The following is a 21175-nucleotide window of genomic DNA, read 5'->3' on the forward strand; positions in this document are numbered from 1 at the left end:
AGGCCGCCTTGACCCAGGCGACCGTCGCCGACGCGGAGCGAGCCCTCGGGCTGCGACTCCCGAATCGCTGCTCGACCTTCTGCGTGTGCCAAACGGCGGCGGTGTCACGGCCGACCGGGATGCCTTTCCGACCATTCAGCCAACCTCGTGGAGCGAGGACCATATCCCGTTCACCGAGTTGATGGGGATCGGCACCGGCGGGCACGGCTTGTCGCTGCTGGACACGCCGTACCTGGTGGAGGAGTGGGGACTGCCGTCTCCAGTGCTGCTGTCCGGTGACGGCCACTACTGGATCGGTCTCGACTACCGGTCCTACGGCGGGTTGGAGGTACCGTCGGTGACCTGGTTCGACACCGAATCCGGCACAGAACTGCCGCTCGCGGCCGACTTCCGAGCATTCGTGGAGAGCCTTCAGCCTCTCAGCCGGTTCAAGTGAGCGGCCGTAGAGCCGGTCGAACGTCCGGTTTTCGCATTCTGCGGCGGGAACGAAAGGCACTGGTGGGAGTAGCCTCCAGCGCTGCTTCGACAGCGAGGATGATGGTGCGGTGCCGAGCATCAGCGGAGACCACCTGAAGGTTCATTTCCGCATGGATGTGGATGAGGAGGGCTGGCCGCCGGCAAGCGTCGAGAGCTTGTGGGCCGTTGATCTCGGCGATGGCTCGACGCGGTTGGACAACACGCCCTGGTTCGTACGCGGAGTCGCCAGCGGGGACATCATCCGCGTGGAACCCGACGACGAATGTGTTGGCTGGGCCGGGGAGACGGTCCGAGCCGCGGAGCACTGCACGATCAGGTTAATCGTGATGAAGGACGGTGGTTCAGCTGCCGCCCGTCAGACCGTGCTGAAGACCTTTCATCGCCTCGACACCACCGGCGAGGGGATCGAGCAATTCAGGATGGTGGCTCTCGATGTCCAGCCCGATGCGGATCTGCCACGGATTCGGAAGCTCTTGGCGCACGGCGAGGTTGAGGGATGGTGGCACTGGGAGGAAGGGCGTGTCACCGCCTCTTGGCGATCCACGGCCACCGCCTGACCGTCGCGTTTGCGGTGATCGCCTCCCTCGGATGCCATGCGCTCAGCCTCGATTGCTGTCCGCCCATTCGTCGCTGTTCCACATGACGGGCACGGCACCGACAGGTTCGAACTTGATGTTGGCGTCGTTGCTGTGGACCAGGCTGAAGAAGCGTCGTTGGAGTACGGCCGCGTGGCGGGCACGGTCGGCGATGATGTCCAGAACAATCTGTGCTGCTCTGGGGCAAGCGGCGGCGAAGCGATCGTAGTCGGTGAGGGACAGGACGAGTCCGGTGCCTTCGGGTGAGTCGTCGTAGCCTCCGTAGCAGGCCACGTCGCCGAGGCAGTCATTGAGCGCATCCAGATTGTGGCCGTAGTAGTCGGGAAAGTGCAGCGCGGTGGCGAACGCGCGGTGCATGTCCAGTTCCGTGGTCCACTCGCCTGCTGCAAGGCGGACGACGCGGAAACCAAGCTCTTCCATCCGCAGCACGGCTTGGGTGAGGAACCGTCGGCTCCAGAAGAGAGTGACGAAGGTGTTGCTCATGTATTCGATGCCGGGGAGCCGAGTCGTCGCGGTGGCCTGCCCCGGAGCACATGAGACGTCGCTTCGGTAGGCGTCGAGGAGACGGAAGAACTCCTCGACCGGAGTCGAGCCATCGGGGGTGCTCCGTTCAATGTCGACTGCCCAGCCGAGTGGACTGGTGCCGCCGAGGCGTGTCCCGAGCCACCGACTGAAGGCTCCGCCGTGCCAGAAGTCGCAGGGGTCATCGATGGAGTGCACACCAAGGGCCACTTGGTAGCCGATCAGCATCTTCTGCAGATCGTGAAGTGAGCCGCCGGACAGCCACATGCCGGGCCGGAGGCGGATCTGGTCCAGGAAGTCGTACACGTCCGTGCACCCCTGCCAGTGCTTGGCGGTGGGGCCCGGGACGTCTTCGGTCGGCATGCTCCGACCCTATGGTCCGAACGGGCCCGAAGGAGCGAACGGAAGGATCAAGAGCCACGACATCAACTTCGCCGACCCCAGCAAACGGCTCGCCCACGGCCGCGTCGCGCAGACCATTCTTCTCGCCCTGATGGTCTGGAGCGCCACCTGCAGATGCTCTTCACCAGTGCTAGGGCCCGTGGCCCGGACTGTCAGTGGGGCGGTGCATGATCAAGCGCATGACACACGGATCTCCTGAGGCCCTGCGCGCCCTGGCTCACGAGCACTTGCCGTCCGATATCGCAGAACGGTGGGTCAGTCTGCTTCGTCCGGCCGTCCGCCTGGAAGTAGCTGCCGGAGTGGACACCGTCGTGGGCCGACTCGGTGGATCACCGAAGCTGCCACCCGGAAACGACGAAGATCCCGCCCGATCTTCCGATCGGACGGGATCTCGTCAACTACCCCTGAGCTAACTCAAGAACAGTCGCAGTGTGGACCTGTGGGGATTTGAACCCCAGACCCCCTCGATGCGAACGAGGTGCGCTACCAGACTGCGCCACAGGCCCTTGCAACGAGAGAAACTCTAGCATCCCCATCAGGGTGCCCGGAAATCCGTTCCTGGCTGGTCAGCCGGTGGCCCCGAGGGGCCGTCACGGCAGCTTCACTCGTTGGCCGCACGCGGCCGTTCCCCGTCCTCGTACTGGTCGAACAGGGGGGTGCGACCGCGCTCGCGGGCGCGCCGTGCGGACGCGGCGCGACGGGCGTCGCTACGACTGTCGTCGGCGCAGTCCGCGCCATCGGCGCCCCCGTCGTCCTCGCAGTCCTCCTCGGCGACGCGCTCCGCGTCGGACGCGCTCGGCTCGACGGCGCTGGAGCGCGCCGAGCTCCACGCGTCCGGTCCGCCGAGGTCGACACTGGACGTGGCCCGGGGCGCGACCGGCGCGGTCACATACGTCGGCAGCGGAACCGGCACCGGATCCCAGCTGTCGCCCCGGCCGGGGCCCCGCTGGCGTTCGCGCTGCTGATCCACCCACTCCGCGTGATCGGTCTGCTCGACGAGCGCGCGGCGGTCGGCGGCGAGCGCGGAGAGACCGGGGTCGGTCTCCGGCTCTGGGCCCTCGTCCGGCTCGTCGGCGCCGGGGTCGACGGTCGGCCGCCGTCGCGGCTGGCGTTCCCGCAGCCGCTGCGCCGCGGCCTCGGCCCGGCGGCGGTCCATCGTGTACGTGAAGCGGCGCCGTTCCTGGGCGCGCAGATACACGATGTACCCGCTCAGCATCACTGCCGGTACCCCGGGTGCCCACAGGAACGCGAGCCCGCCGACGGCCGCCACGATCGTGCCGAGCGTGAAAGCGAGGAAGAGCATCATTGTCGTACGCCGACGGCGCGCGAGTACCTTCGAGCGCCGGGCGCGGGCCGCGGCCTCCGCCGAAGAAGCGCGCCGCGCGGCAGAAGCCTGCCGGGGCACGGGCTTGGGCTCGGAGTTGGACCGCGCCGACTGCTTCGGCGTGGGTCTGGCCGACTGCTGCGGTACGGGCTTGGCCGACTGCTGCGGTACGGGCCTGGAGGCGGCCGGCGCCGAGTGCGCGCCCCGCGCCGGTTCCTGCGCCGTGTGCGCCGGTGCCCCGTGCTGGGGTCCGGGCCTGCCCGCGCTCTGGTGCCTCGACTCCGATTCGGACTCCGACTCCGGCTGGACGGGGGGCTGCGCCCGAACCCGCTCCCGTACCTGCGGCCGGGACTGTGCCTGCGCGTGCGCCTGTGCCTGCGGTCGCTGCTGGGCCGGAGCCTGTGCGTGCGACCGGTGCTGAGCCGGCGCCGGGGTCGGAGGCATGGCGAAGGCCCGGACGTCCACCGAGTCGGTGACGCCGTCCGAATCGGCGCTGGGCTCCCCCTCTTCGGTGGAGCGCGCCCGCAGGTCCTTGGCGTATCGGCGCTCCATGCCCGCCCGTCCGGACAGCAGCCGGATGGCGGTGCTGAAGCGTTCCGTCGGACGGGCTTCGTTCAGCTCGTCCTGCCTACGGAGCCACATCGGCACCAAGTAGGCGGCCCAGGCCCCGACGATGACTGCGTAGATGAGGCCGCTGCTGCTCACGCCTCACACGGTAGAGGGGTTTGCGTGAGGCCATCTGCCAATTGAGTCGGTGTGTCGCACGATCTGGCTGATATTTCGAGCTTTTTTTGTGACCGATGCGATCAGCTGGCCGCCGGGACCGCGAATTTAATGGCCCCGGGCGATCAAGGGGCGATCAATTTCGAACACCTATTTCATTAATTGGCGTTGCCGGGCTTGCTCGGATTCTGCGCGCCCGTCTGCCCGGGCTGCACCTGCTCGCGCCCTGCTCGCCCCGACCTGGTCTGGTCCAATCGCGTCTGTTCGGAGCGCGCCCGCTGCCAGCGCCCCAGCAAACCCTCCGGCACCTCTTCGGCGGTGAGCGCGAAGACGAGATGGTCGCGCCAGGCTCCGTCGATGTGAAGATAACGTGGACGAAGTCCTTCTTCGCGGAATCCGAGTTTCTCCACGACTCTGCGGCTGGGGCCGTTCTCGGGGCGAATGCAGACTTCGACGCGGTGCAGGCCGACGGTGCGGAAGCAGTGGTCGGTCACGAGCGCCACCGCTGTCGGCATCACTCCGCGCCCCGCCACCGACTGGTCGACCCAGTAGCCGATGTGCCCGGAGCACATCGAGCCCCAGGTGATCCCGGCGACGGTCAACTGCCCGACGAGCCGCCCCTGGTACTCGATCACAAAGGGGAGCATCCGGCCCGCGTTGGCCTCGGCGCGCAGGTGCCGGACCATCTGCCGGTAGGTCGGCCGGTGCGCGATCGGACCGCTGGGTGTGGGCGGCGGAATGGTCGCCTCCCAGGGCCGCAGCCAGTCCCGGTTGCGCCGGTTGACCTCACGCCAGGTCCGCTGGTCGCGCACCTTTATCGGCCGGAGGACGACGTCGCCTTCCACCAGCTCGACGGGCCACGATGGGGTGTTCAGCTCACACCCCCACTGCCGCCGGGTCTGGAGTGGTCGCCGCCACGGATCTGGTCGACGGCGTGAGTCAGCAGCGGCTCCAGGACGGCCAGTCCGTCCTTCACCCCACCGGAGGATCCCGGCAGGTTGACGATCAGCGTCCCTCCCGCGACTCCGGCGAGCCCCCGTGACAGCGCCGCCGTCGGCACCTTCTCCTTCCCGAACGCCCTGATGGCCTCGGGAATGCCCGGGATCTCGTGGTCCAGAACGCGACGCGTGGCCTCCGGGGTCCGGTCGGTGGGCGAGATGCCGGTGCCGCCGGTGGTGACGATGACGTCGTATCCGGCGTCGACACCGGCGCGTAGGGCGTTCTCGACCGGATCACCGTCCGGAACGACCCAGGGCCCGTCGACGGCGAAGCCGAAGGACTCCAGTCCTTCCGCGATGAGGGGTCCGCCCCTGTCCTCGTAGACACCCGCCGCCGCGCGGTTCGAGGCAGTGACGACGAGGGCGCTGTACGGCGCGAAGAGGGCACCGCCGATGGGCGGCTCGACCGGCGCCGTCATTCCCTGCTCCAGTCGCCCGACTTGCCGCCCGTCTTCTCCTCCACGCGTACGTCCGTGATGACCGCCTTCTTGTCGACCGCTTTGACCATGTCGATCACGGTGAGGGCCGCCACAGTGACCGCGGTGAGGGCCTCCATCTCGACGCCTGTACGGTCCGTGGTCTTCACGGTGGCGAGGATCTCGACGGCGTCGTCCGCGACCGACAGATCCAGCTTGACACCCGACACCGACAACGGGTGGCACAGCGGGATCAGGTCCGGCGTGCGCTTGGCGCCCATGATGCCCGCGATGCGTGCGGTCGCGAGGGCGTCGCCTTTGGGGACACCCTCGCCGCGCAGCAGCTCGATGACACGGGGTGAGACCAGGACGCGGCCGCTGGCGCGGGCGGTGCGGGCGGTCACGTCCTTGCCGGACACGTCGACCATGCGGGCGGCGCCCACCTCGTCGATGTGTGTGAGCCGGTCCTGTACAGGGGGTCCGGGGGTCTCCCCCCGGGATGGAACTGTCATGTGCTGCGGCGCTCCCGGTCGGACCTGTTGTGCGCGACACGGTACCGCCAACCCGGGCCGCTCAGCCGAGCAGGACCACGTCGACCTCGGCGCCGGGTTCGACCGAGGTGTCGTTCTCGGGGACGACGATCAGGGCGTCGGCCTGTGCGAGGGCCGCGACCATGTGGGATCCGGCGCCTCCGACGGGTGTCACTCGGCCGTCCGCGTACGTCCCCCGCAGGAACTGCCGGCGTCCCGCGGGCGAGGTCAGTGCCTTGTCGGTCGCGACCACTGCCCGCACCGTCGGACGGTGGATGTCCTTCAGGCCCATCAGGGTGCGGATAGCGGGGCGCACGAAGAGTTCGAAGGAGACGTACGACGACACGGGGTTGCCCGGGAGGGCGAGCAGCGGGGTGTGGTCGGGGCCGATGGTGCCGAAGCCCTGGGGTTTGCCGGGCTGCATGGCGAGCTTGCGGAACTCGATGCCGCTGCCGTCCTCGTCCTCGTCGCCGACGGAGGAGAGGGCCTCCTTGACGACGTCGTACGCGCCGACGCTCACCCCGCCCGTGGTGACCAGCAGGTCGGCTCTGATGAGCTGGTCCTCGATGGTGGCGCGGAGTGTCTCGGCGTCGTCGGCGACCGCGCCCACCCGGTAGGCGATGGCGCCGGCGTCGCGGGCGGCGGCGCAGAGGGCGAAGCTGTTGGAGTCGTAGATCTGGCCGGCGCCCAACTCCTCGTCGGGCTGGATGAGTTCGCTGCCGGTGGACATGACGACCACACGGGCGCGGGGACGCACGCGTACGGTGCCGCGGCCGATCGCGGCGAGCAGACCGATCTGCGGCGGGCCGAGGACCGTGCCGGCTTCGAGGGCGCGGTCTCCGGCCTTCACGTCGCTGCCCTTGGCGCGCACGTGCGCGCGTGCCTGGGCCGGACGGTGGACCTGCACCTGCCCGAAGGCGCCCTCGGGGGCCGCGCTGTGGGCCCGCATCCCGGAGACCGGGCCCTCGCCCAGGCCGCCGTCGGTCCATTCCACGGGGACGACGGCCTCGGCGCCGGGCGGCAGGGGGGCGCCGGTCATGATGCGGGCGGCCTGGCCGGGGCCCACGTGGAGCAGCTCGGCCTGGCCCGCCGCGACATCGCCGACGACCGTCAGCACGGCCGGGAACTCCTCGCTCGCGCCCGCGACATCCGCGACCCGTACCGCGTACCCGTCCATCGAGCTGTTGTCGAACGGCGGCAGGGAGACCGGCACCGTGACGTCCTCGACCAGGACACAGCCCTGGGCGTCGAGGAGTTGCAGCTCGATGGGTTCGAGGGGGCGCACGGTCGCGAGGATGTCCTCCAGGTGTTCGGTCACCGACCAGATGTGGTCCTGGCCGGTGACACGGGTCGCGGCGGTGCTCAAATCGCTACATCTCCTCGGCTACGTAACTGCGAAGCCAGGTCCGGAAGTCCGGGCCCAGGTCTTCACGTTCGCATGCGAGTCTGACAATGGCACGCAAGTAGTCGCCGCGGTCGCCGGTGTCATAGCGGCGGCCCCGGAAGATGACACCGTGCACGGGTCCGCCGACCTTCTCGTCGGTGGCGAGCTGCTGGAGGGCGTCGGTGAGCTGGATCTCGCCGCCGCGGCCCGGCTCGGTCTTGCGGAGTATGTCGAAGACGTGGGGGTCGAGGACGTAACGTCCGATGATCGCGTAGTTGCTGGGTGCGTCGGCCGGGTCCGGCTTCTCCACCAGGCCCGTCACCTTCACGAGGTCGTCCTCGTCGGTGGTCTCGACGGCGGCACATCCGTAGAGGTGGATCTGCTCGGGCGCGACCTCCATGAGCGCGATGACGCTGCCACCGTGCTGCTCCTGGACCTCGACCATGCGCGCGAGCAGGGGGTCGCGCGGGTCGATCAGGTCGTCGCCGAGGAGCACCGCGAAGGGCTCGTGGCCGACGTGTGGGGCCGCGCACAGGACGGCGTGGCCGAGTCCCTTGGGGTCACCCTGGCGCACATAGTGCATGGTGGCGAGGTCGCTGGACTCCTGGACCCTGGCGAGCCGGTCGGCGTCGCCCTTCTTCTGGAGGGCCGATTCGAGCTCGTAGTTGCGGTCGAAGTGGTCCTCGAGAGGACGCTTGTTGCGGCCTGTGATCATGAGAACGTCGTCAAGACCCGCTGCCGCGGCCTCTTCGACCACGTACTGGATCGCCGGCTTGTCTACGACCGGCAGCATCTCCTTGGGCGTGGCCTTTGTGGCCGGCAGGAACCGGGTGCCGAGGCCTGCTGCGGGGATGACAGCCTTGGTGATCCTGGGGTGCGACTCAGTCATGCTCGCACCATATCCGGTGGCTATGTTGAGAATCTGTGGCTCCGGTTAATTTGCTCTCATATGAGCCTATTGCAAAGCTACGGGAGTCACCTTGAGTCACGTCGGATCCAATGCAGAGCATGACAAGCGAATGTTGCGGCGAGAATTCCTCGCGGTGAGAAGCGAGTTGACGGCCGACGACCTGCGGGAATCCACCGCAGCGCTCGCCGCCCGCGCCCTTGAACTGCCCGCGCTGGCGCACGCGCGCACGGTGGCGGCGTACGTCTCGGTGGGGGGCGAACCCGGAACCCTCGCGCTCCTGGACGCGCTCCACGCGCGCGGGGTGCGCGTGCTGCTTCCCGTCCTGCTTGCGGACAACGACCTGGACTGGGGGGCGTACGCCGGAGCGGGCTCCCTCGTGCGCGTCCAACACGGCGGAAAGACGGCCCTCTTGGAGCCCGCGGGCGAGCGGCTGGGGCCCGACGCCGTGTTGGAGGCGGACGTCGTCCTGCTGCCCGGTCTCGCCGTGGACGCGCGCGGGATACGCCTGGGACGCGGCGGGGGCTCGTACGACCGCGTTCTGGCCCGTCTGGAGCGCGCGGGGGCCGATCCCGCGCTGGTGGTGCTGCTGTACGACGCGGAGGTCGTCGAGCGGGTGCCCGGCGAACCGCACGACCGGCCCGTCCAGGCGGTGGTGACCCCGACGGGTGTACGCCGCTTCCGCTGAGGTCCCCGGCCACATGCAAAAGGGCCCTCCACGCGCGCGTGGAGGGCCCCTTCCGACGTCACCGCGTCACGACGGTTTCAGGACCAGCGTGTCACTCGTCGAGTCCTCGACCGCCTTCTCCGAGAAGGACCAGTCCAGCAGTTGGCCCTCGGCCCAGATGTCCGTCTGGTCGGTGTAGTGGGCGCTGTAGGCATGCCCTGAGGCGCCGGTGAGGTTGATCCACTTGGACTTGTCGAGGTCTCCGAGGTTGACCACCATCCGCATGGACGGCACCCAGACCACGCCGTAGCCGCCCATCGCGTTCCAGCCGGTCGCGTTGACCGTCGCCTCCCCGCCGCTGAGCTTCCAGGGGCCGCGGTTGAGCATGTACTGCACGACGCCGGGGCCTTCGACGCCCAGGGTCTGGTTCTTCAGGAACAGGCGGTGCAGCCGGCCCCAGTTCCAGGTGTCGATGTCCTTGCCGAGCTTGGCGGTCAGCTCCCAGCGGGCGTCCTTCATGGCCCGGCCGAACAGCTCGTCACGAGTGTCGGTGGCCTCGTCGGTGCGCGTCGCCGGCGACTTCCACCAGTCGTTGTCCTCGTCGTCGATGATGTTGCGGACCACCTCGAACCAGCGGTCGCCGCCGTCCGGCTGCGCCTGGTCCGCGGACCGCTGGCCGCACTCGCGCACCGTCTGGTCCTCGTCCGCGGGACCCGTGGTGTCGACCGGCGCCACGTTGAGGCACTGGCCCTCGACCCGCAGCTCCTTGGGCAGCTTGTTGCCGAAGGCGAGCTTGAGGATGTTGCGCCAGACCGAGTTGAAGTAGGCGGCCGCCGCGGAATCGGCGTCCTGGGTGTAGTCCCAGCCCTCCAGGAGCTTCTGCGCCTCGCGGACGTCCGGGTCGTCGACGTCGATCTTGAGCAGCTTGGGCACCAGCAGCTTGGCGATCTCGCTGCTGTTGTCGAGCTGCATCTGACGCATGTCCTCGGTCGAGATCTTGCCGCCGCCCTTGATCTTCGACTCGATCAGGTCGGTGATCCGCTGACTGCGCGTGCCGTAGCCCCAGTCCGTGGTGATCGTGTAGGGGTACTTGTCCTTCTCGATGACGGCCTGGTTGGCGGTCACGATGTAGCCGCGTGCCGGGTTGTAGTCGTAGGGCAGCGCGGCCTGCTTGATGTAGCCGGTCCAGTCGTACTTGGAGTCCCAGCCCGGCGACGGGAGCGAGCCGTCGCCCTTGCCGCGCGTGGGGATCTTGCCGGGCAGCTGGTAGCCGATGTTGCCCTGGGTGTCGGCGTAGATCAGGTTCTGCGAGGGCACGTCGAAGGACGCCGACGCGTCACGGAACTCGGTCCAGTCGGAGGCCTTGTCCAACTCGAAGACGGCGTCCATGGAGTTGCCGGCTTCCAGCCCGGTCCAGCGCAGCGAGATGCCGTAGCCGTCGCCGCGGTCGGGTGCCGCGGCGTCGACGGTGGCCTTCTGGCCGACCTTGACGAGTTCGTCGTTGCGGTCGGACAGCAGGGGGCCGTTGTCTGTCTCCCGGACGATGATCGTCTTGGACGTGCCGCCCGCGACCTTGATGGTCTCCTCGCGGGTCGTGAAGGGCTTCACCTTGTCGTCGACCTGGTAGCCGTCGCCGGTGAGCTTCTCCAGGTAGAGGTCGGTGACGTCGGCGCCGGAGTTGGTCATGCCCCAGGCGATGTCCTGGTTGTGGCCGATGACCACGCCGGGCATGCCCGCGAAGGTGTAGCCGGAGACGTCGTACTGGCAGGTGGCGGAGACGGTGGTGCAGTGCAGGCCCATCTGGTACCAGACCGAGGGCAGCGAGGCCGACAGGTGCGGGTCGTTGGCCAGCAGTGGCTTGCCGGTGATGGTGTGGGCGCCCGAGACGACCCAGGAGTTGGAGCCGATGCCGTTGCCGTTCACTCCGACGGCCGTGGGCAGGTCATCGAGAACGTCGTAGAGCCCCGACAGCTGACTCTCCAGGTCGGAGGGCGCCGCGGTGTCGCCCGCGAGCCCGGTGCCCGCCGTGGAGCCCGTCGAGGTGGTGCCGTCGCCCTGGACGTACGTCCCGGTGGCGCTGTCGTACTCGCCGTCCTGGACGATCGTCTCGTTCCGGCTGTACGGGTACTCCGGGTACAGGTCCTTGATCTGCTGCGGGCCCAGGCGGCTGGTCATCAGGGAGCGGTCGATCTCGTCCTGCATGTTGCCGCGCAGGTCCCAGGCCATCGCCTTGAGCCAGGCCACCGAGTCGACCGGGGTCCACTCCTGGGGCTTGTAGTCGTTGCGGAAGCCGAGGGCCGCGTACTCCAGGGAGATGTCCTTGCCGTCCTTGCCCTTCAGGTAGGCATTGACTCCCTTGGCGTATGCCTGGAGGTACTTCTTCGTGGAGTCCGACAGCTTGGTGTCGTACTCCTCCTTCGCGACCCGGTCCCAGCCCAGGGTGCGCAGGAACTCGTCGTCCTTGACCTGCGCCGAGCCGAACATCTCGGACAGCCGGCCGGAGGTCATGTGACGGCGTACGTCCATCTCGTAGAACCGGTCCTGCGCCTGGACGAAGCCCTGCGCCATGAAGAGGTCCTCGTCGGAGGAGGCGTAGATCTGCGGGATCCCGTAGCTGTCCCGCTTGACGTCCACGGGTCCTGACAGGCCGTCGAGTGTGATCTCGCCCGTTGTCTGCGGGAAGGAAGCGCGCACTGTGCTGACGGTCCAGAACCCGCCGAAGGCGATGCCGCCGATGACGGCCAAAACCAGGACGATCAAGAACAGTCGGGCTTTGCGCCCCTTCTTCCTGCCGGACTTGCCGGGCTTTTGGCCGGAAGAGGCGGTGGTGGTGGGGGGCATCGCTGTCCTTGCTGTCCTAACGCGAGCGGCAGGCGGGGCTGTGCATTTGACTGAGCGCTGGAGCAACCATAGGCGCAGGGCCCATCGGGCCTTGACGCGGTGTCGGGTACTCGAGCGGACGGGTGTTCGATCTTGCACCGGCAAGCGTCAAGAAAGCGTCAAGAGTTAGGTAAGGTAACGAAGTACTTGCACTGAAGTGCTCGGCTTCCGGTGTTCTGATCCGAGGGTTCCGATCCGCGTGTGCCGATCCGAACGTTCCGATCCGCGTGTACGGATTGACGAGAAGGGAACGGCCGCTGACTGTCCACCACCTCAACCAACTTCTGCTCGTGTGCTCGCTCGTTCTGCTCGTCGCGGTGGCAGCGGTCCGGATCTCTTCGCGCAGCGGGCTCCCGACGCTGCTCGTTTACCTGGGCATCGGCATCGCCATGGGCCAGGACGGAATCGGCAACGTCCACTTCAACAATGCCGAGCTCACCCAGGTCATCGGATACGCGGCCCTGGTCGTGATCCTGGCCGAGGGCGGCCTCGGCACGAAGTGGAAGGAGATCAAGCCGGCCCTTCCCGCCGCCACCTCGCTGGCGCTGGTCGGAGTCGCGGTGAGCGTCGCGGTCACAGCCACGGCAGCCCACTATCTGATCGGCCTGGACTGGCGTCAGTCACTCATCATCGGGGCGGTGGTGTCCTCGACGGACGCGGCGGCCGTCTTCTCCGTGCTGCGGAAAATCCCCCTCCCCGCGCGCGTGACGGGCGTCCTTGAGGCCGAGTCCGGCTTCAACGACGCCCCGGTGCTCATCCTCGTCGTCGCGTTCTCCGCGGCGGGCCCGGTGGAGCACTGGTACGTCCTGCTGGGCGAGATAACGCTGGAACTGGCCATCGGCGCGGCCATCGGCATCGCAGTGGGCTTCCTGGGCGCGTACGGGCTGCGTCATGTGGCACTGCCCGCCTCCGGCCTCTACCCGATCGCCGTGATGGCCATCGCGGTCGTGGCGTACGCCGCCGGGGCGCTCGCCCACGGCAGCGGCTTCCTCGCCGTGTACCTCGCGGCGATGGTGCTGGGCAACGCGAGACTGCCGCACTGGCCCGCCACGCGCGGTTTCGCCGAGGGGCTCGGCTGGATCGCCCAGATCGGCATGTTCGTGCTGCTCGGCCTGCTGGTCACGCCGCACGAGATGGGCGACGACATCTGGCCCGCGCTCGTCATCGGCCTGGTACTGACCATGGTGGCCCGGCCGCTCAGCATCGTGCTGAGCCTGCTGCCGTTCCGCCTGCCCTGGCAGGAACAGATGCTGATGTCCTGGGCCGGGCTGCGCGGCGCCGTGCCCATCATCCTGGCGACCATCCCGATGGTGAGCGGCATCGAGGAAAGCCGCCGCATCTTCAACATCGTCTTCGTACTGGTCGTCGTCTACACCCTCATCCAGGGACCCACGCTGCCCTGGCTGGCCCGCACGCTGCGCCTCGGCGAGTCCGAGAGTCCCGCCGACCTGGGCATCGAATCAGCGCCCCTGGAGCGGCTGCGCGGCCACCTGCTGTCCGTCGCGATCCCGGGCGGATCGCGCATGCACGGCGTCGAGGTGGGCGAGCTGCGGCTGCCCGCGGGCGCCGCCGTCACCCTCGTCGTACGCGACGAGAAGTCCTTCGTGCCCCTGCCCACGACCGTACTGCGGCGCGGCGACGAGCTCCTCGTGGTGGCCACCGATCCCGTCCGGGACGCCGCCGAGCAGCGGCTGCGCGCGGTGGGCCAGGGCGGCAAACTGGCCGGCTGGCTGGGACTGGCGGGCAACGAAAACCGCCGCTGAGGCCGGCCGGGACCGGCGGGCGACGGAACCTGCCGCTGAGGCCGGCCGGGATCGGACGACGACGGAACCCCGCCGCCGACCGGTCCGTCGCGCGGGGCATCAAGGCGAACAGCACCTTAAGGGCCCATATGCATTCACAGGCCAGCGATGCCGTGGTGCTGGGTTTCACAGGCACCGGATCCTTCATCCCTGTACGATGAAGGCAGACTTTGATCGAACCAACTCTGCCTGACGCAGAGCTGGCGCGACCGTATGGCGGCCGCGGTGCCTCACAGTGGGCAGCCGGCATCTACCGCAGTTCCGCGCAAGAGGACAGCTCTCGGCGCCCCCGCACGGGCGCGCTACCAGGTGGCAGAAAGGCACGGGCCGTGGCATCCACGGTCACCTCCCGCCCCGGGTACGGAAAGCTGCTGCGCACGCGCGGCGCCTGGACGTTCCTGCTCCCCGGCTTCGCCGCCCGCCAGCCCTTCGCGATGCTGACCATCTCCATCGTGCTGCTGGTTCAGCACACCACCGGTTCGTACGGAGCCGCCGGCGCCGTGGCCGCCGTAACCGGTGTCTCCATGGCACTGTTCGCCCCCTTCACGGGGCGTCTTACCGACCGGCTCGGGCAGCGGGCCGTGCTGGTCCCGGGCGTCCTGGTGCACACCCTGTCGGGCCTTTCCCTGACCGCGCTCGCGCTGACGGGCGCCCCCTTGTGGGCCCTTTTCGCCGCCGCCGTGCCGACCGGCGCCTCGGTGCCGCAGATCGGCCCGATGGTGCGCGCCCGCTGGGGCGTGAAACTCCAGGGCTCACCCCTGATGACCACCGCGGCGGCCTTCGAGTCCGTCACCGACGAGCTGACCTTCGTGTTCGGGCCGCTGGTGGCGACCGCGCTGTGCACCGCCGTGGACCCGGCCGCCGGCCTGCTCACCGAGGCCGCGCTTACCTTGATCGGCGGCCTCCTGTTCGCCGCGCAGAAGAGCACACAGCCCACTGTCGCCGGCAGCGGGCACGCGCGCGTGGAGCACGTTTCGGCGCTGCGCGTCCCCGGTGTGCGCGTTCTGATCGTGGCCTTCCTGGGCATCGGATCCGTCTTCGGCGGCATGCAGGTCTCGCTCGCCGCGTTCAGCGACTCCATCGGCGAACCCGGCCTGAACGGCGTCCTGTACGGCGTCTTCGCCGCGGGCAACATGGTCTCCGGCATCGTCTGCGGCGCGGTCGTCTGGAAGGCGGCCCCGCAGCGGCGGCTTCTCCTCGGGTACGCGGCCCTCGCCCTCACCGCCTCCGGACTCTGGGCCGCCCACTCCGTGGTCGTGCTCGCCGGAATCGGCCTCCTGGTCGGCATGTGCATCGCTCCGGCCCTGATCACCGGCTACACACTGGTCGAGGGTCTGGTGCCCGTCGGCGCCCGCACCGAGGCCTTCACCTGGCTGACCGGCGCCGTCGCGCTCGGCCAGGCGGCGGCCGTCACAGCCTCCGGACAACTGGAGGACCGCTTCTGGGACGGCGCCGGTTTCCTGGTACCGATGGCCGGCACCGCACTGGCTCTGATAACCCTTGTGGCCCTGCGATCACGGCTGTCGACGCGGCCCGCCGGCCGCACCGTCGCACGTGGCGTGGGTCACCGAGTGCCAGTGGCGGTGGACTGATCTCTCGGAATACGTCAGTATGGACCGTCGTTAGCACTCATTGAGTGAGAGTGCCAGGAGGAAGACCAGTGCCGACCTACCAATACCAGTGCACCGAGTGCGGCGAGGGCCTCGAGGCGGTGCAGAAGTTCACCGACGACGCCCTGACCGAGTGCCCCAGCTGCAGTGGCCGCCTGAAGAAGGTGTTCTCGGCCGTCGGCATTGTCTTCAAGGGCTCCGGCTTCTACCGCAATGACAGCCGCGGTTCGTCGACGAGCACCTCGCCGGCGCCGGCGTCGGCTTCCAAGCCGTCGTCCACACCCTCGACCTCTTCGTCGTCCTCTTCGGACTCGAAGTCGTCGGGTTCGTCGAGCTCCTCGGGTTCGTCGACCTCGAAGTCGTCGGGCACGGGCTCGTCCAGCAGTAGCAGCTCCGCCGCGTAGGACCTTGTTCTTACGGGACCCTGTCGTCGTACGACGACAGGGTCTTCGGCGTTTCCCGGTCCGGCTAGGGTGCGGTTCATGGCGAACACGGATAGCGCGCGGCGGCCTGCCGGAGAGCAGGCGGCGGACAGGGCCGAGATCGGGGTCATCGGCGGCTCGGGGTTCTACTCCTTCCTCGACGACGTGAACGAAATACAGGTGGACACCCCTTACGGGCCGCCCAGCGACTCGCTGTTCCTGGGGGAGATCGCCGGGCGACGAGTCGCCTTCCTCCCCCGGCACGGCCGCGGCCACCATCTGCCGCCGCACCGCATCAACTACCGCGCCAACCTATGGGCGTTGCGTTCCGTCGGCGCCCGCCAGATCCTCGGCCCCTGCGCGGTGGGCGGACTGCGAACGCAGTACGGACCGGGAACACTGCTCGTGCCGGACCAACTGGTGGATCGAACGCAGTCGCGGGCGCAGTCGTACTTCGACGGGCTTCCGCTGCCGGACGGCACGATGCCGAACGTGGTCCACGTGTCGCTGGCGGACCCGTACTGCCCGGTCGGGCGCAAGGCCGCACTCGAAGCGGCGCGCGGGCGGGAGTGGGAGCCGGTGGACGGTGGCACCCTCGTGGTCATCGAGGGGCCTCGGTTCTCGACCCGCGCCGAGTCGCTGTGGTATCAGGCGCAGGGCTGGTCCGTGGTGGGTATGACCGGCCACCCCGAGGCCGCGCTCGCGCGCGAAATGGAGCTCTGCTACACGTCGTTGAACCTCGTCACCGACCTCGACGCGGGGGCCGAGACCGGCGAGGGCGTCTCGCACGACGAGGTGTTCCAGGTGTTCGCGGCGAATGTGGACCGGCTGCGCGGCGTGCTCTTCGACGCGGTCGCGGGGCTCCCGGACAACGGGACGCGGGACTGCCTGTGCACGACGGCGCTGGGCGGGATGGATCCGGGGTTCACGCTGCCGTAGTCGGGACGGGGTGGATCCGGGTTCGCGCGCTGCCGTAATCGGAGCGGGCTGGATCCGGGTTTCCCACTGCCGTAGCCGGAGCGGGATGGATCCGGGGTTCCCACTGCCGTGGGGGCCGCGAGGGTGGTGGGTGTCGGCCGGGGCTGCTCGGCACGAGGGTGGAACTTCCCGTTCGGGTGAGGGAGTTGTCCACAACCCGCCGGTGGTCCACGGGCTCCGGCGGGATCCGCCGCGAGAGCTCATCGTGGGATCGCAACCCGATCTCTCGTCGCAGGTGGTGGTCACCATGGCACAGCTCACTCCTCTCATTCCTCTCGCAGTCCAGGCTCCTCTCACTCCTCTGGCTCCCCTCGCTCCTCTCGCTCCTCTCGCTCCGGTTGTACGCCCGACCGACAGGGATCCCGTAGGTCCGCCGGGTGCGGACGCGCCTCCCACCTGCGAGGTGCCTCACTTCGCTCCGGTTCGCGTACGCGGCGGGCGGTATCAGCTGCGGCGGCTCACCCGGCACCGGCGGCGGGCCGTGGCCGCGGGGCTGGCGGTCACAGCGGCCGCGCTCATCGCGGCGGGACCTCATGACGCCGAACGGGCACGGGGGCATCCGGCAAGCACCGCCACTTCCGCCTCCTCCTCAGCGGCCGCATCGGCTCACCTACGTGAGCGGCGCGCGGTCGAGATGGTGACGGCGCCGGTGCGGATCGCCGACGCGGCGACGGTGCGATTGTTGCGGCGGGGCGACCGGGTCGATGTGGTCGCGGCGGACAGCGGCGGCGAAGCGCGGGTGGTCGCGACCGGGGCCCGGGTCACCGAGGTCCCGCAGGTCGATGCCGTCGAGACCGGGGCGCTGGTCGTCCTGTCCGTGCCGCGGACCACGGCGGCGCGCCTGGCAGGCGCAAGCACGACCTCACGGCTGGCGGTGACGCTGTGCTGAGTAACGCGGCCGGTGAGCACATCGTGAGTGAAGAATCGGTGTCAAGTCCCTCGTTAGAGCTACCGAATTGGACAGGCCGGGCACGCCCTGACGTAGGTTGCGGAGCTGTTTGTTCCACAACTTGTGCAGAGGGGCCCCTCGGTGAGCGAGAAGAAGAAACCCAGTGTCCTGGACGGCTTCAAGGCCTTCCTGACGCGGGGAAACGTCGTCGACCTGGCAGTCGCGGTCGTCATCGGCGCGGCCTTCACCAACATCGTCAACTCGGTGGTGAAGGGAGTCATCAACCCGCTGGTGGGCGCGTTCGGCACGAAGAATCTGGACAGTTACAGCTCCTGTCTCAAGTCTCCCTGCACAGGCGCTGGCGACACCGCGACGGGCATCCGGATCCTGTGGGGCTCGGTGCTGGGCTCCGCGCTCAGCTTCGTGATCACCGCAGCCGTCGTCTACTTCCTGATGGTCCTGCCCATGTCCAAGTACCTGGCCCGGCAGGCGGCCCGCCAGAAGGCGAAGGAGGGCACGCAGGAAATGATGGAGGTGACCGAGCTGGAGGTGCTGAAGGAGATCCGCGACGCCTTGGTGGCGCAGCGCGGCTCGGGGCACAGCGAGAACTAGCGGGGAGGGCCCGGGCCGGGGTCCGGACGCGGTCGGGCAGAGCATGGACGTGGACCGACAGGGCACAGAGGTGGTCGGCCGGAACTCCGAGGCGCTGGGCCGCGGCCCAGACCTGGTCGCGCACGGCCCAGACCTGGTCGCGCACGGCTCAGACCTGGTCGCGCACGGCTCAGATGTGGTGGGGCGGCTTCTCGTCGAGGAAGCGCTTGAGGTCGGAGCTGTCACTGTCGCCGCCGGGCCGCTCGCCCCACCCACGGTCCGTGTCGTCCGAGGACTGCTGGCTCAGCGGGTCGTCGAAGACCAGCGCGGCAGGCTTGGGATCGCGCGGTTCGGGGGCGGGAGCGGTGCTCATGCCTTCAGGGTACGCCGAGGGGGCGGCGGCCCGCCCCGGCCCGACCGGGCGCCGGCTCTCGGCGGGCGGGGAACCACCAGCAGACACCGAGGCCAGCGGGCCCCCAGGGCCCTCACCCGCCGACGCCGGCCCCCAACCCGCTTGTGATCGCATTCACAAGAATTTCCGGAGCTTTTCTGCTGTGCTTGGCCGTATGACGTCCCGTTCCGCCTCCGAATCCGCTTCCGAATCCGCTGCGACGCCACGGCCTGCCGGTCGCGGGCCGTTGCGCAGAATGACCGCCCGCGGCCGCGACGAGGCGCACCGGGTCGCGTCACCGCTGGAGCTCTTCTTCGACCTGTGTTTCGTCGTGGCCATCGCCCAGGCGGGCGTCCAGCTGGTGCACGCCGTGGCCGAGGGGCACGCGGGTGAGGGCATCCTCAACTACGCGATGATCTTCTTCGCGATCTGGTGGGCCTGGATGAACTTCACCTGGTTCGCCTCGGCGTACGACAACGACGACGCGCTCTACCGGGTCGTCACGCTGGTGCAGATCGCCGGCGTCCTCGTACTCGCCGCCGGAGTGTCACGGGCGGCCGAGGACCACGACTTCCTGGTCGTCTGGCTCGGGTACGCGATCATGCGGTTCGCGATGATCGCGCAGTGGCTGCGGGTGGTGCGGTCGACGGAGGGTGCGGAGCGAACGACGGCATCGCGGTACGCGGGCGGCGTGCTGCTGTGCCAGGTCGGCTGGCTGGGGCTGCTGTTCCTGCCGGAGTCCGGCAGGGCCTGGGTGTTCCTGGTGATGGCCCTCGCCGAGTTGTGCGTTCCGTTGTTCGCGGAGAAGGACTTCGCGACGTCCTGGCATCCGCACCACATCTCCGAGCGGTACGGCCTGTTCACGATCATCGTCCTCGGCGAGACGATCGCCGCGGCCACGGTCGCCGTGAAGTCGGGTGTGGACGAGAACGACGCGCTCGGAGAGCTACTGCCGATCGCCGCGGGCGGGCTGCTCATCGTCTTCTCCGCGTGGTGGATCTACTTCGTGGTGCCCATCCACGGCCACCTGCGGTCCAACAGGCAGTCGTTCCTGTGGGGTTACGGCCACTATCTGATCTATGCGTCGGCGGCCGCGATCGGCGCGGGACTCGAGGTGGCGGTCGAGCAGGCGGTCGGAAAGGCTCACATCTCGACGCTCGCCGCGTCCTCCGCCGTGACCCTGCCGACGGCGTTGTATCTCCTCACCGTCTGGGCGCTGCATTCGCGCTACTTCAAGGTGGGCATCGCCCAGCAGGCCGTCCTGCCGACCACCGCCCTGCTGGTCATCCTGTGCACCTTCCTGGGCGACCGGGCGGTACTCGCGGCCGGCATCGTGTCGGCGCTGGCCGTGGTGGTCGGGGTGACATTGACGGCGCGGATGGTCACACGAGAGGAGGCGCGGGCCGCCTAGGGGAAACCCGCCTCGGGGGAAACACTGTCGCCATGACAGTTGACGCTCTGACGGATGTCGCGGGTCTGCGGGTGGGGCATGCGACGCGTACCGGCGACGGTTGGCTCACCGGCACCACGGTCGTACTCACCCCTCCGGGCGGCGCCACAGCGGCCGTGGACGTGCGCGGCGGCGGGCCGGGCACGAAGGAGACCGACGCGCTCGACCCGCGCAACCTGGTGCAGAAGGTCGAGGCGGTCGTGCTGACCGGCGGCAGCGCGTACGGGTTGGATTCGGCGTCCGGTGTGATGGCCTGGCTGGAGGAGCAGGGGCGCGGGGTACGCGTCGGCCCCGATCCGGCGCACGTCGTGCCGGTGGTGCCCGCCGCCGCCGTCTTCGACCTGGGCCGCGGCGGCGACTTCCGGGCCAGGCCGGACGCGTCGACGGGCCGTGCGGCGGTCGAGGCGGCCGACGCGAGCGAGCCCGGCGCTCCGGTGCGTGAGGGTTGCGTGGGCGCCGGTACCGGGGCGGTCGTCGGGACGGTCAAGGGCGGGATCGGCACGGCGAGCGTCGTGCTCGACTCGGGGATCACGGTGGCCGCGCTGGTGGTGGCCAACGCGGCGGGGTCGGTGGTGCAGCCGGAGACGGGAGCGCTGTACGGGGAGCTGATGCAGGGGCGTACGCCGTATCCGCCCGTCGAGGTGCACGAGGCGGCGCAGCGGCGGCTGGCCGAAGCCAATTCGAAGAACGGCCCTCCCCCGCTGCACACCACGCTCGCGGTCGTCGCCACCGACGCCGACATCACGCGTGCCCAGGCGCAGAAGCTCGCGGGCACGGCGCACGACGGCATCGCCCGCGCCGTGCGTCCGGTGCATCTGCTGAACGACGGCGACACGGTGTTCGCGCTTGCCACGGGCGCCCGGCCCTTCACCGACGCGCATCCCCTCGCGCTCAACGACATTCTTGCGGCGGGCGCGGACCTGGTGACACGGGCGATCGTGCGGGCGGTGCGGGCGGCGGGGTCGGTGGACGGGGCGGGAGGGGGGTGGCCGTCTTACGAGGAGTTGTACGGGGGACGGGGGCAGCAGGGGTAGGGGCCCTGCGCCTCTTGGTGGCTGGGGCAGCAGGGGTAGGGGCCGGTGCCTCTTGGTGGAGGGGTAGGGGGGTCGGCGCCTCTTGGTGGCTTGGGCGGCAGGGGCCGGAGCTGGGGGATTGTCGCGGTTCTGTCACGTCATGGTGTTCACGGCGGACGGAGGGAACCCTTCACGCCGCCGCT

At 69.2% G+C, this 21175-nt stretch carries 20 protein-coding genes and 1 tRNA gene; 11 read left to right on the forward strand and 10 right to left on the reverse strand.

What is annotated here, in order from left to right; translation table 11 throughout:
• Positions 1 to 85: 85 nt before the first annotated feature.
• Together ACFYPC_RS15975 and ACFYPC_RS15980 are read left to right on the forward strand one after the other, a co-directional pair.
• Positions 86 to 436, forward strand: coding sequence for a hypothetical protein (locus ACFYPC_RS15975; RefSeq protein WP_388675709.1), 351 nt, complete (start codon positions 86 to 88; stop codon positions 434 to 436).
• Between the two features lie 109 nt (positions 437 to 545).
• Positions 546 to 1034 (forward strand): DUF4265 domain-containing protein, encoded by a 489-nt coding sequence (locus ACFYPC_RS15980; RefSeq protein WP_388675712.1) that lies wholly within the window; start codon positions 546 to 548, stop codon positions 1032 to 1034.
• A 42-nt stretch (positions 1035 to 1076) separates the two neighbouring features.
• On the opposite strand, the gene ACFYPC_RS15985 is transcribed toward ACFYPC_RS15980, so the two are convergent.
• The 8 genes from ACFYPC_RS15985 to galU all read right to left on the reverse strand — a co-directional run bounded on the left by ACFYPC_RS15985 (position 1077) and on the right by galU (position 8261).
• Positions 1077 to 1958, reverse strand: coding sequence for a barstar family protein (locus ACFYPC_RS15985; RefSeq protein WP_388675715.1), 882 nt, complete (start codon positions 1956 to 1958; stop codon positions 1077 to 1079).
• A 471-nt stretch (positions 1959 to 2429) separates the two neighbouring features.
• Positions 2430 to 2503: transfer RNA gene (locus tag ACFYPC_RS15990), tRNA-Ala, on the reverse strand.
• 95 nt (positions 2504 to 2598) lie between these two features.
• Positions 2599 to 4026 (reverse strand): gephyrin-like molybdotransferase receptor GlpR, encoded by a 1428-nt coding sequence (gene glpR, locus ACFYPC_RS15995; RefSeq protein ID WP_388675718.1) that lies wholly within the window; start codon positions 4024 to 4026, stop codon positions 2599 to 2601.
• Between the two features lie 176 nt (positions 4027 to 4202).
• Positions 4203 to 4889, reverse strand: coding sequence for a GNAT family N-acetyltransferase (locus ACFYPC_RS16000; RefSeq protein ID WP_388675721.1), 687 nt, complete (start codon positions 4887 to 4889; stop codon positions 4203 to 4205).
• Positions 4890 to 4915: 26 nt separating this feature from the next.
• Positions 4916 to 5461, reverse strand: a complete 546-nt coding sequence (locus ACFYPC_RS16005; RefSeq protein WP_388675724.1) for a molybdenum cofactor biosynthesis protein B — start codon at positions 5459 to 5461, stop codon at positions 4916 to 4918.
• Positions 5458 to 5970: a cyclic pyranopterin monophosphate synthase MoaC gene (gene moaC, locus ACFYPC_RS16010; RefSeq protein ID WP_388675727.1), complete on the reverse strand. Its 513-nt coding sequence runs from the start codon at positions 5968 to 5970 to the stop codon at positions 5458 to 5460. The genes ACFYPC_RS16005 and moaC overlap by 4 nt, the downstream gene beginning before the upstream one ends.
• Positions 5971 to 6031: 61 nt before the next feature.
• On the reverse strand, positions 6032 to 7354 hold the full coding sequence (gene glp, locus ACFYPC_RS16015; protein WP_388675729.1) for a gephyrin-like molybdotransferase Glp: 1323 nt from the start codon (positions 7352 to 7354) through the stop codon (positions 6032 to 6034).
• 4 nt (positions 7355 to 7358) lie between these two features.
• Entirely contained in the window at positions 7359 to 8261 is a 903-nt protein-coding gene (galU, locus tag ACFYPC_RS16020) for a UTP--glucose-1-phosphate uridylyltransferase GalU (RefSeq protein ID WP_388675732.1), read from the reverse strand.
• 130 nt (positions 8262 to 8391) lie between these two features.
• Here galU and ACFYPC_RS16025 point away from each other — a divergent pair, with 130 nt between their 5' ends.
• On the forward strand, positions 8392 to 8967 hold the full coding sequence (locus ACFYPC_RS16025; RefSeq protein ID WP_388675734.1) for a 5-formyltetrahydrofolate cyclo-ligase: 576 nt from the start codon (positions 8392 to 8394) through the stop codon (positions 8965 to 8967).
• Positions 8968 to 9033: 66 nt separating this feature from the next.
• On the opposite strand, the gene ACFYPC_RS16030 is transcribed toward ACFYPC_RS16025, so the two are convergent.
• Complete coding sequence (locus ACFYPC_RS16030) at positions 9034 to 11787, reverse strand: penicillin acylase family protein (protein ID WP_388675737.1); 2754 nt, start codon at positions 11785 to 11787, stop codon at positions 9034 to 9036.
• Positions 11788 to 12053: 266 nt separating this feature from the next.
• Between ACFYPC_RS16030 and ACFYPC_RS16035 the strand changes: the two genes are divergently transcribed.
• The 6 genes from ACFYPC_RS16035 to ACFYPC_RS16060 all read left to right on the forward strand — a co-directional run bounded on the left by ACFYPC_RS16035 (position 12054) and on the right by ACFYPC_RS16060 (position 18139).
• Complete coding sequence (locus tag ACFYPC_RS16035; RefSeq protein ID WP_388675740.1) at positions 12054 to 13589, forward strand: potassium/proton antiporter; 1536 nt, start codon at positions 12054 to 12056, stop codon at positions 13587 to 13589.
• Between the two features lie 368 nt (positions 13590 to 13957).
• The gene (locus tag ACFYPC_RS16040; protein WP_388675741.1) at positions 13958 to 15220 is read left to right on the forward strand and encodes an MFS transporter; all 1263 of its coding nucleotides are present in this window, start codon (positions 13958 to 13960) and stop codon (positions 15218 to 15220) included.
• 68 nt (positions 15221 to 15288) lie between these two features.
• Positions 15289 to 15642 (forward strand): FmdB family zinc ribbon protein, encoded by a 354-nt coding sequence (locus ACFYPC_RS16045; RefSeq protein WP_388675742.1) that lies wholly within the window; start codon positions 15289 to 15291, stop codon positions 15640 to 15642.
• A 78-nt stretch (positions 15643 to 15720) separates the two neighbouring features.
• Complete coding sequence (locus ACFYPC_RS16050; protein WP_388675744.1) at positions 15721 to 16599, forward strand: S-methyl-5'-thioadenosine phosphorylase; 879 nt, start codon at positions 15721 to 15723, stop codon at positions 16597 to 16599.
• 442 nt (positions 16600 to 17041) lie between these two features.
• Positions 17042 to 17527: a hypothetical protein gene (locus ACFYPC_RS16055; RefSeq protein ID WP_388675746.1), complete on the forward strand. Its 486-nt coding sequence runs from the start codon at positions 17042 to 17044 to the stop codon at positions 17525 to 17527.
• A 141-nt stretch (positions 17528 to 17668) separates the two neighbouring features.
• On the forward strand, positions 17669 to 18139 hold the full coding sequence (locus ACFYPC_RS16060; protein ID WP_388675748.1) for an MscL family protein: 471 nt from the start codon (positions 17669 to 17671) through the stop codon (positions 18137 to 18139).
• A 169-nt stretch (positions 18140 to 18308) separates the two neighbouring features.
• Here the strand turns inward: ACFYPC_RS16060 and ACFYPC_RS16065 are convergent, their stop codons facing one another.
• A complete protein-coding gene (locus tag ACFYPC_RS16065; RefSeq protein ID WP_388675750.1) occupies positions 18309 to 18491 on the reverse strand; it encodes a hypothetical protein in 183 nt (60 codons plus the stop codon).
• A gap of 274 nt (positions 18492 to 18765) precedes the next feature.
• Here ACFYPC_RS16065 and ACFYPC_RS16070 point away from each other — a divergent pair, with 274 nt between their 5' ends.
• Positions 18766 to 19920: a low temperature requirement protein A gene (locus tag ACFYPC_RS16070; protein ID WP_388675753.1), complete on the forward strand. Its 1155-nt coding sequence runs from the start codon at positions 18766 to 18768 to the stop codon at positions 19918 to 19920.
• Between the two features lie 32 nt (positions 19921 to 19952).
• Entirely contained in the window at positions 19953 to 20993 is a 1041-nt protein-coding gene (locus ACFYPC_RS16075; protein ID WP_388675756.1) for a P1 family peptidase, read from the forward strand.
• Positions 20994 to 21175 lie beyond the last annotated feature (182 nt).

The organism is Streptomyces sp. NPDC005808 (genome assembly GCF_042871385.1).
GTDB lineage: Bacteria > Actinomycetota > Actinomycetes > Streptomycetales > Streptomycetaceae > Streptomyces.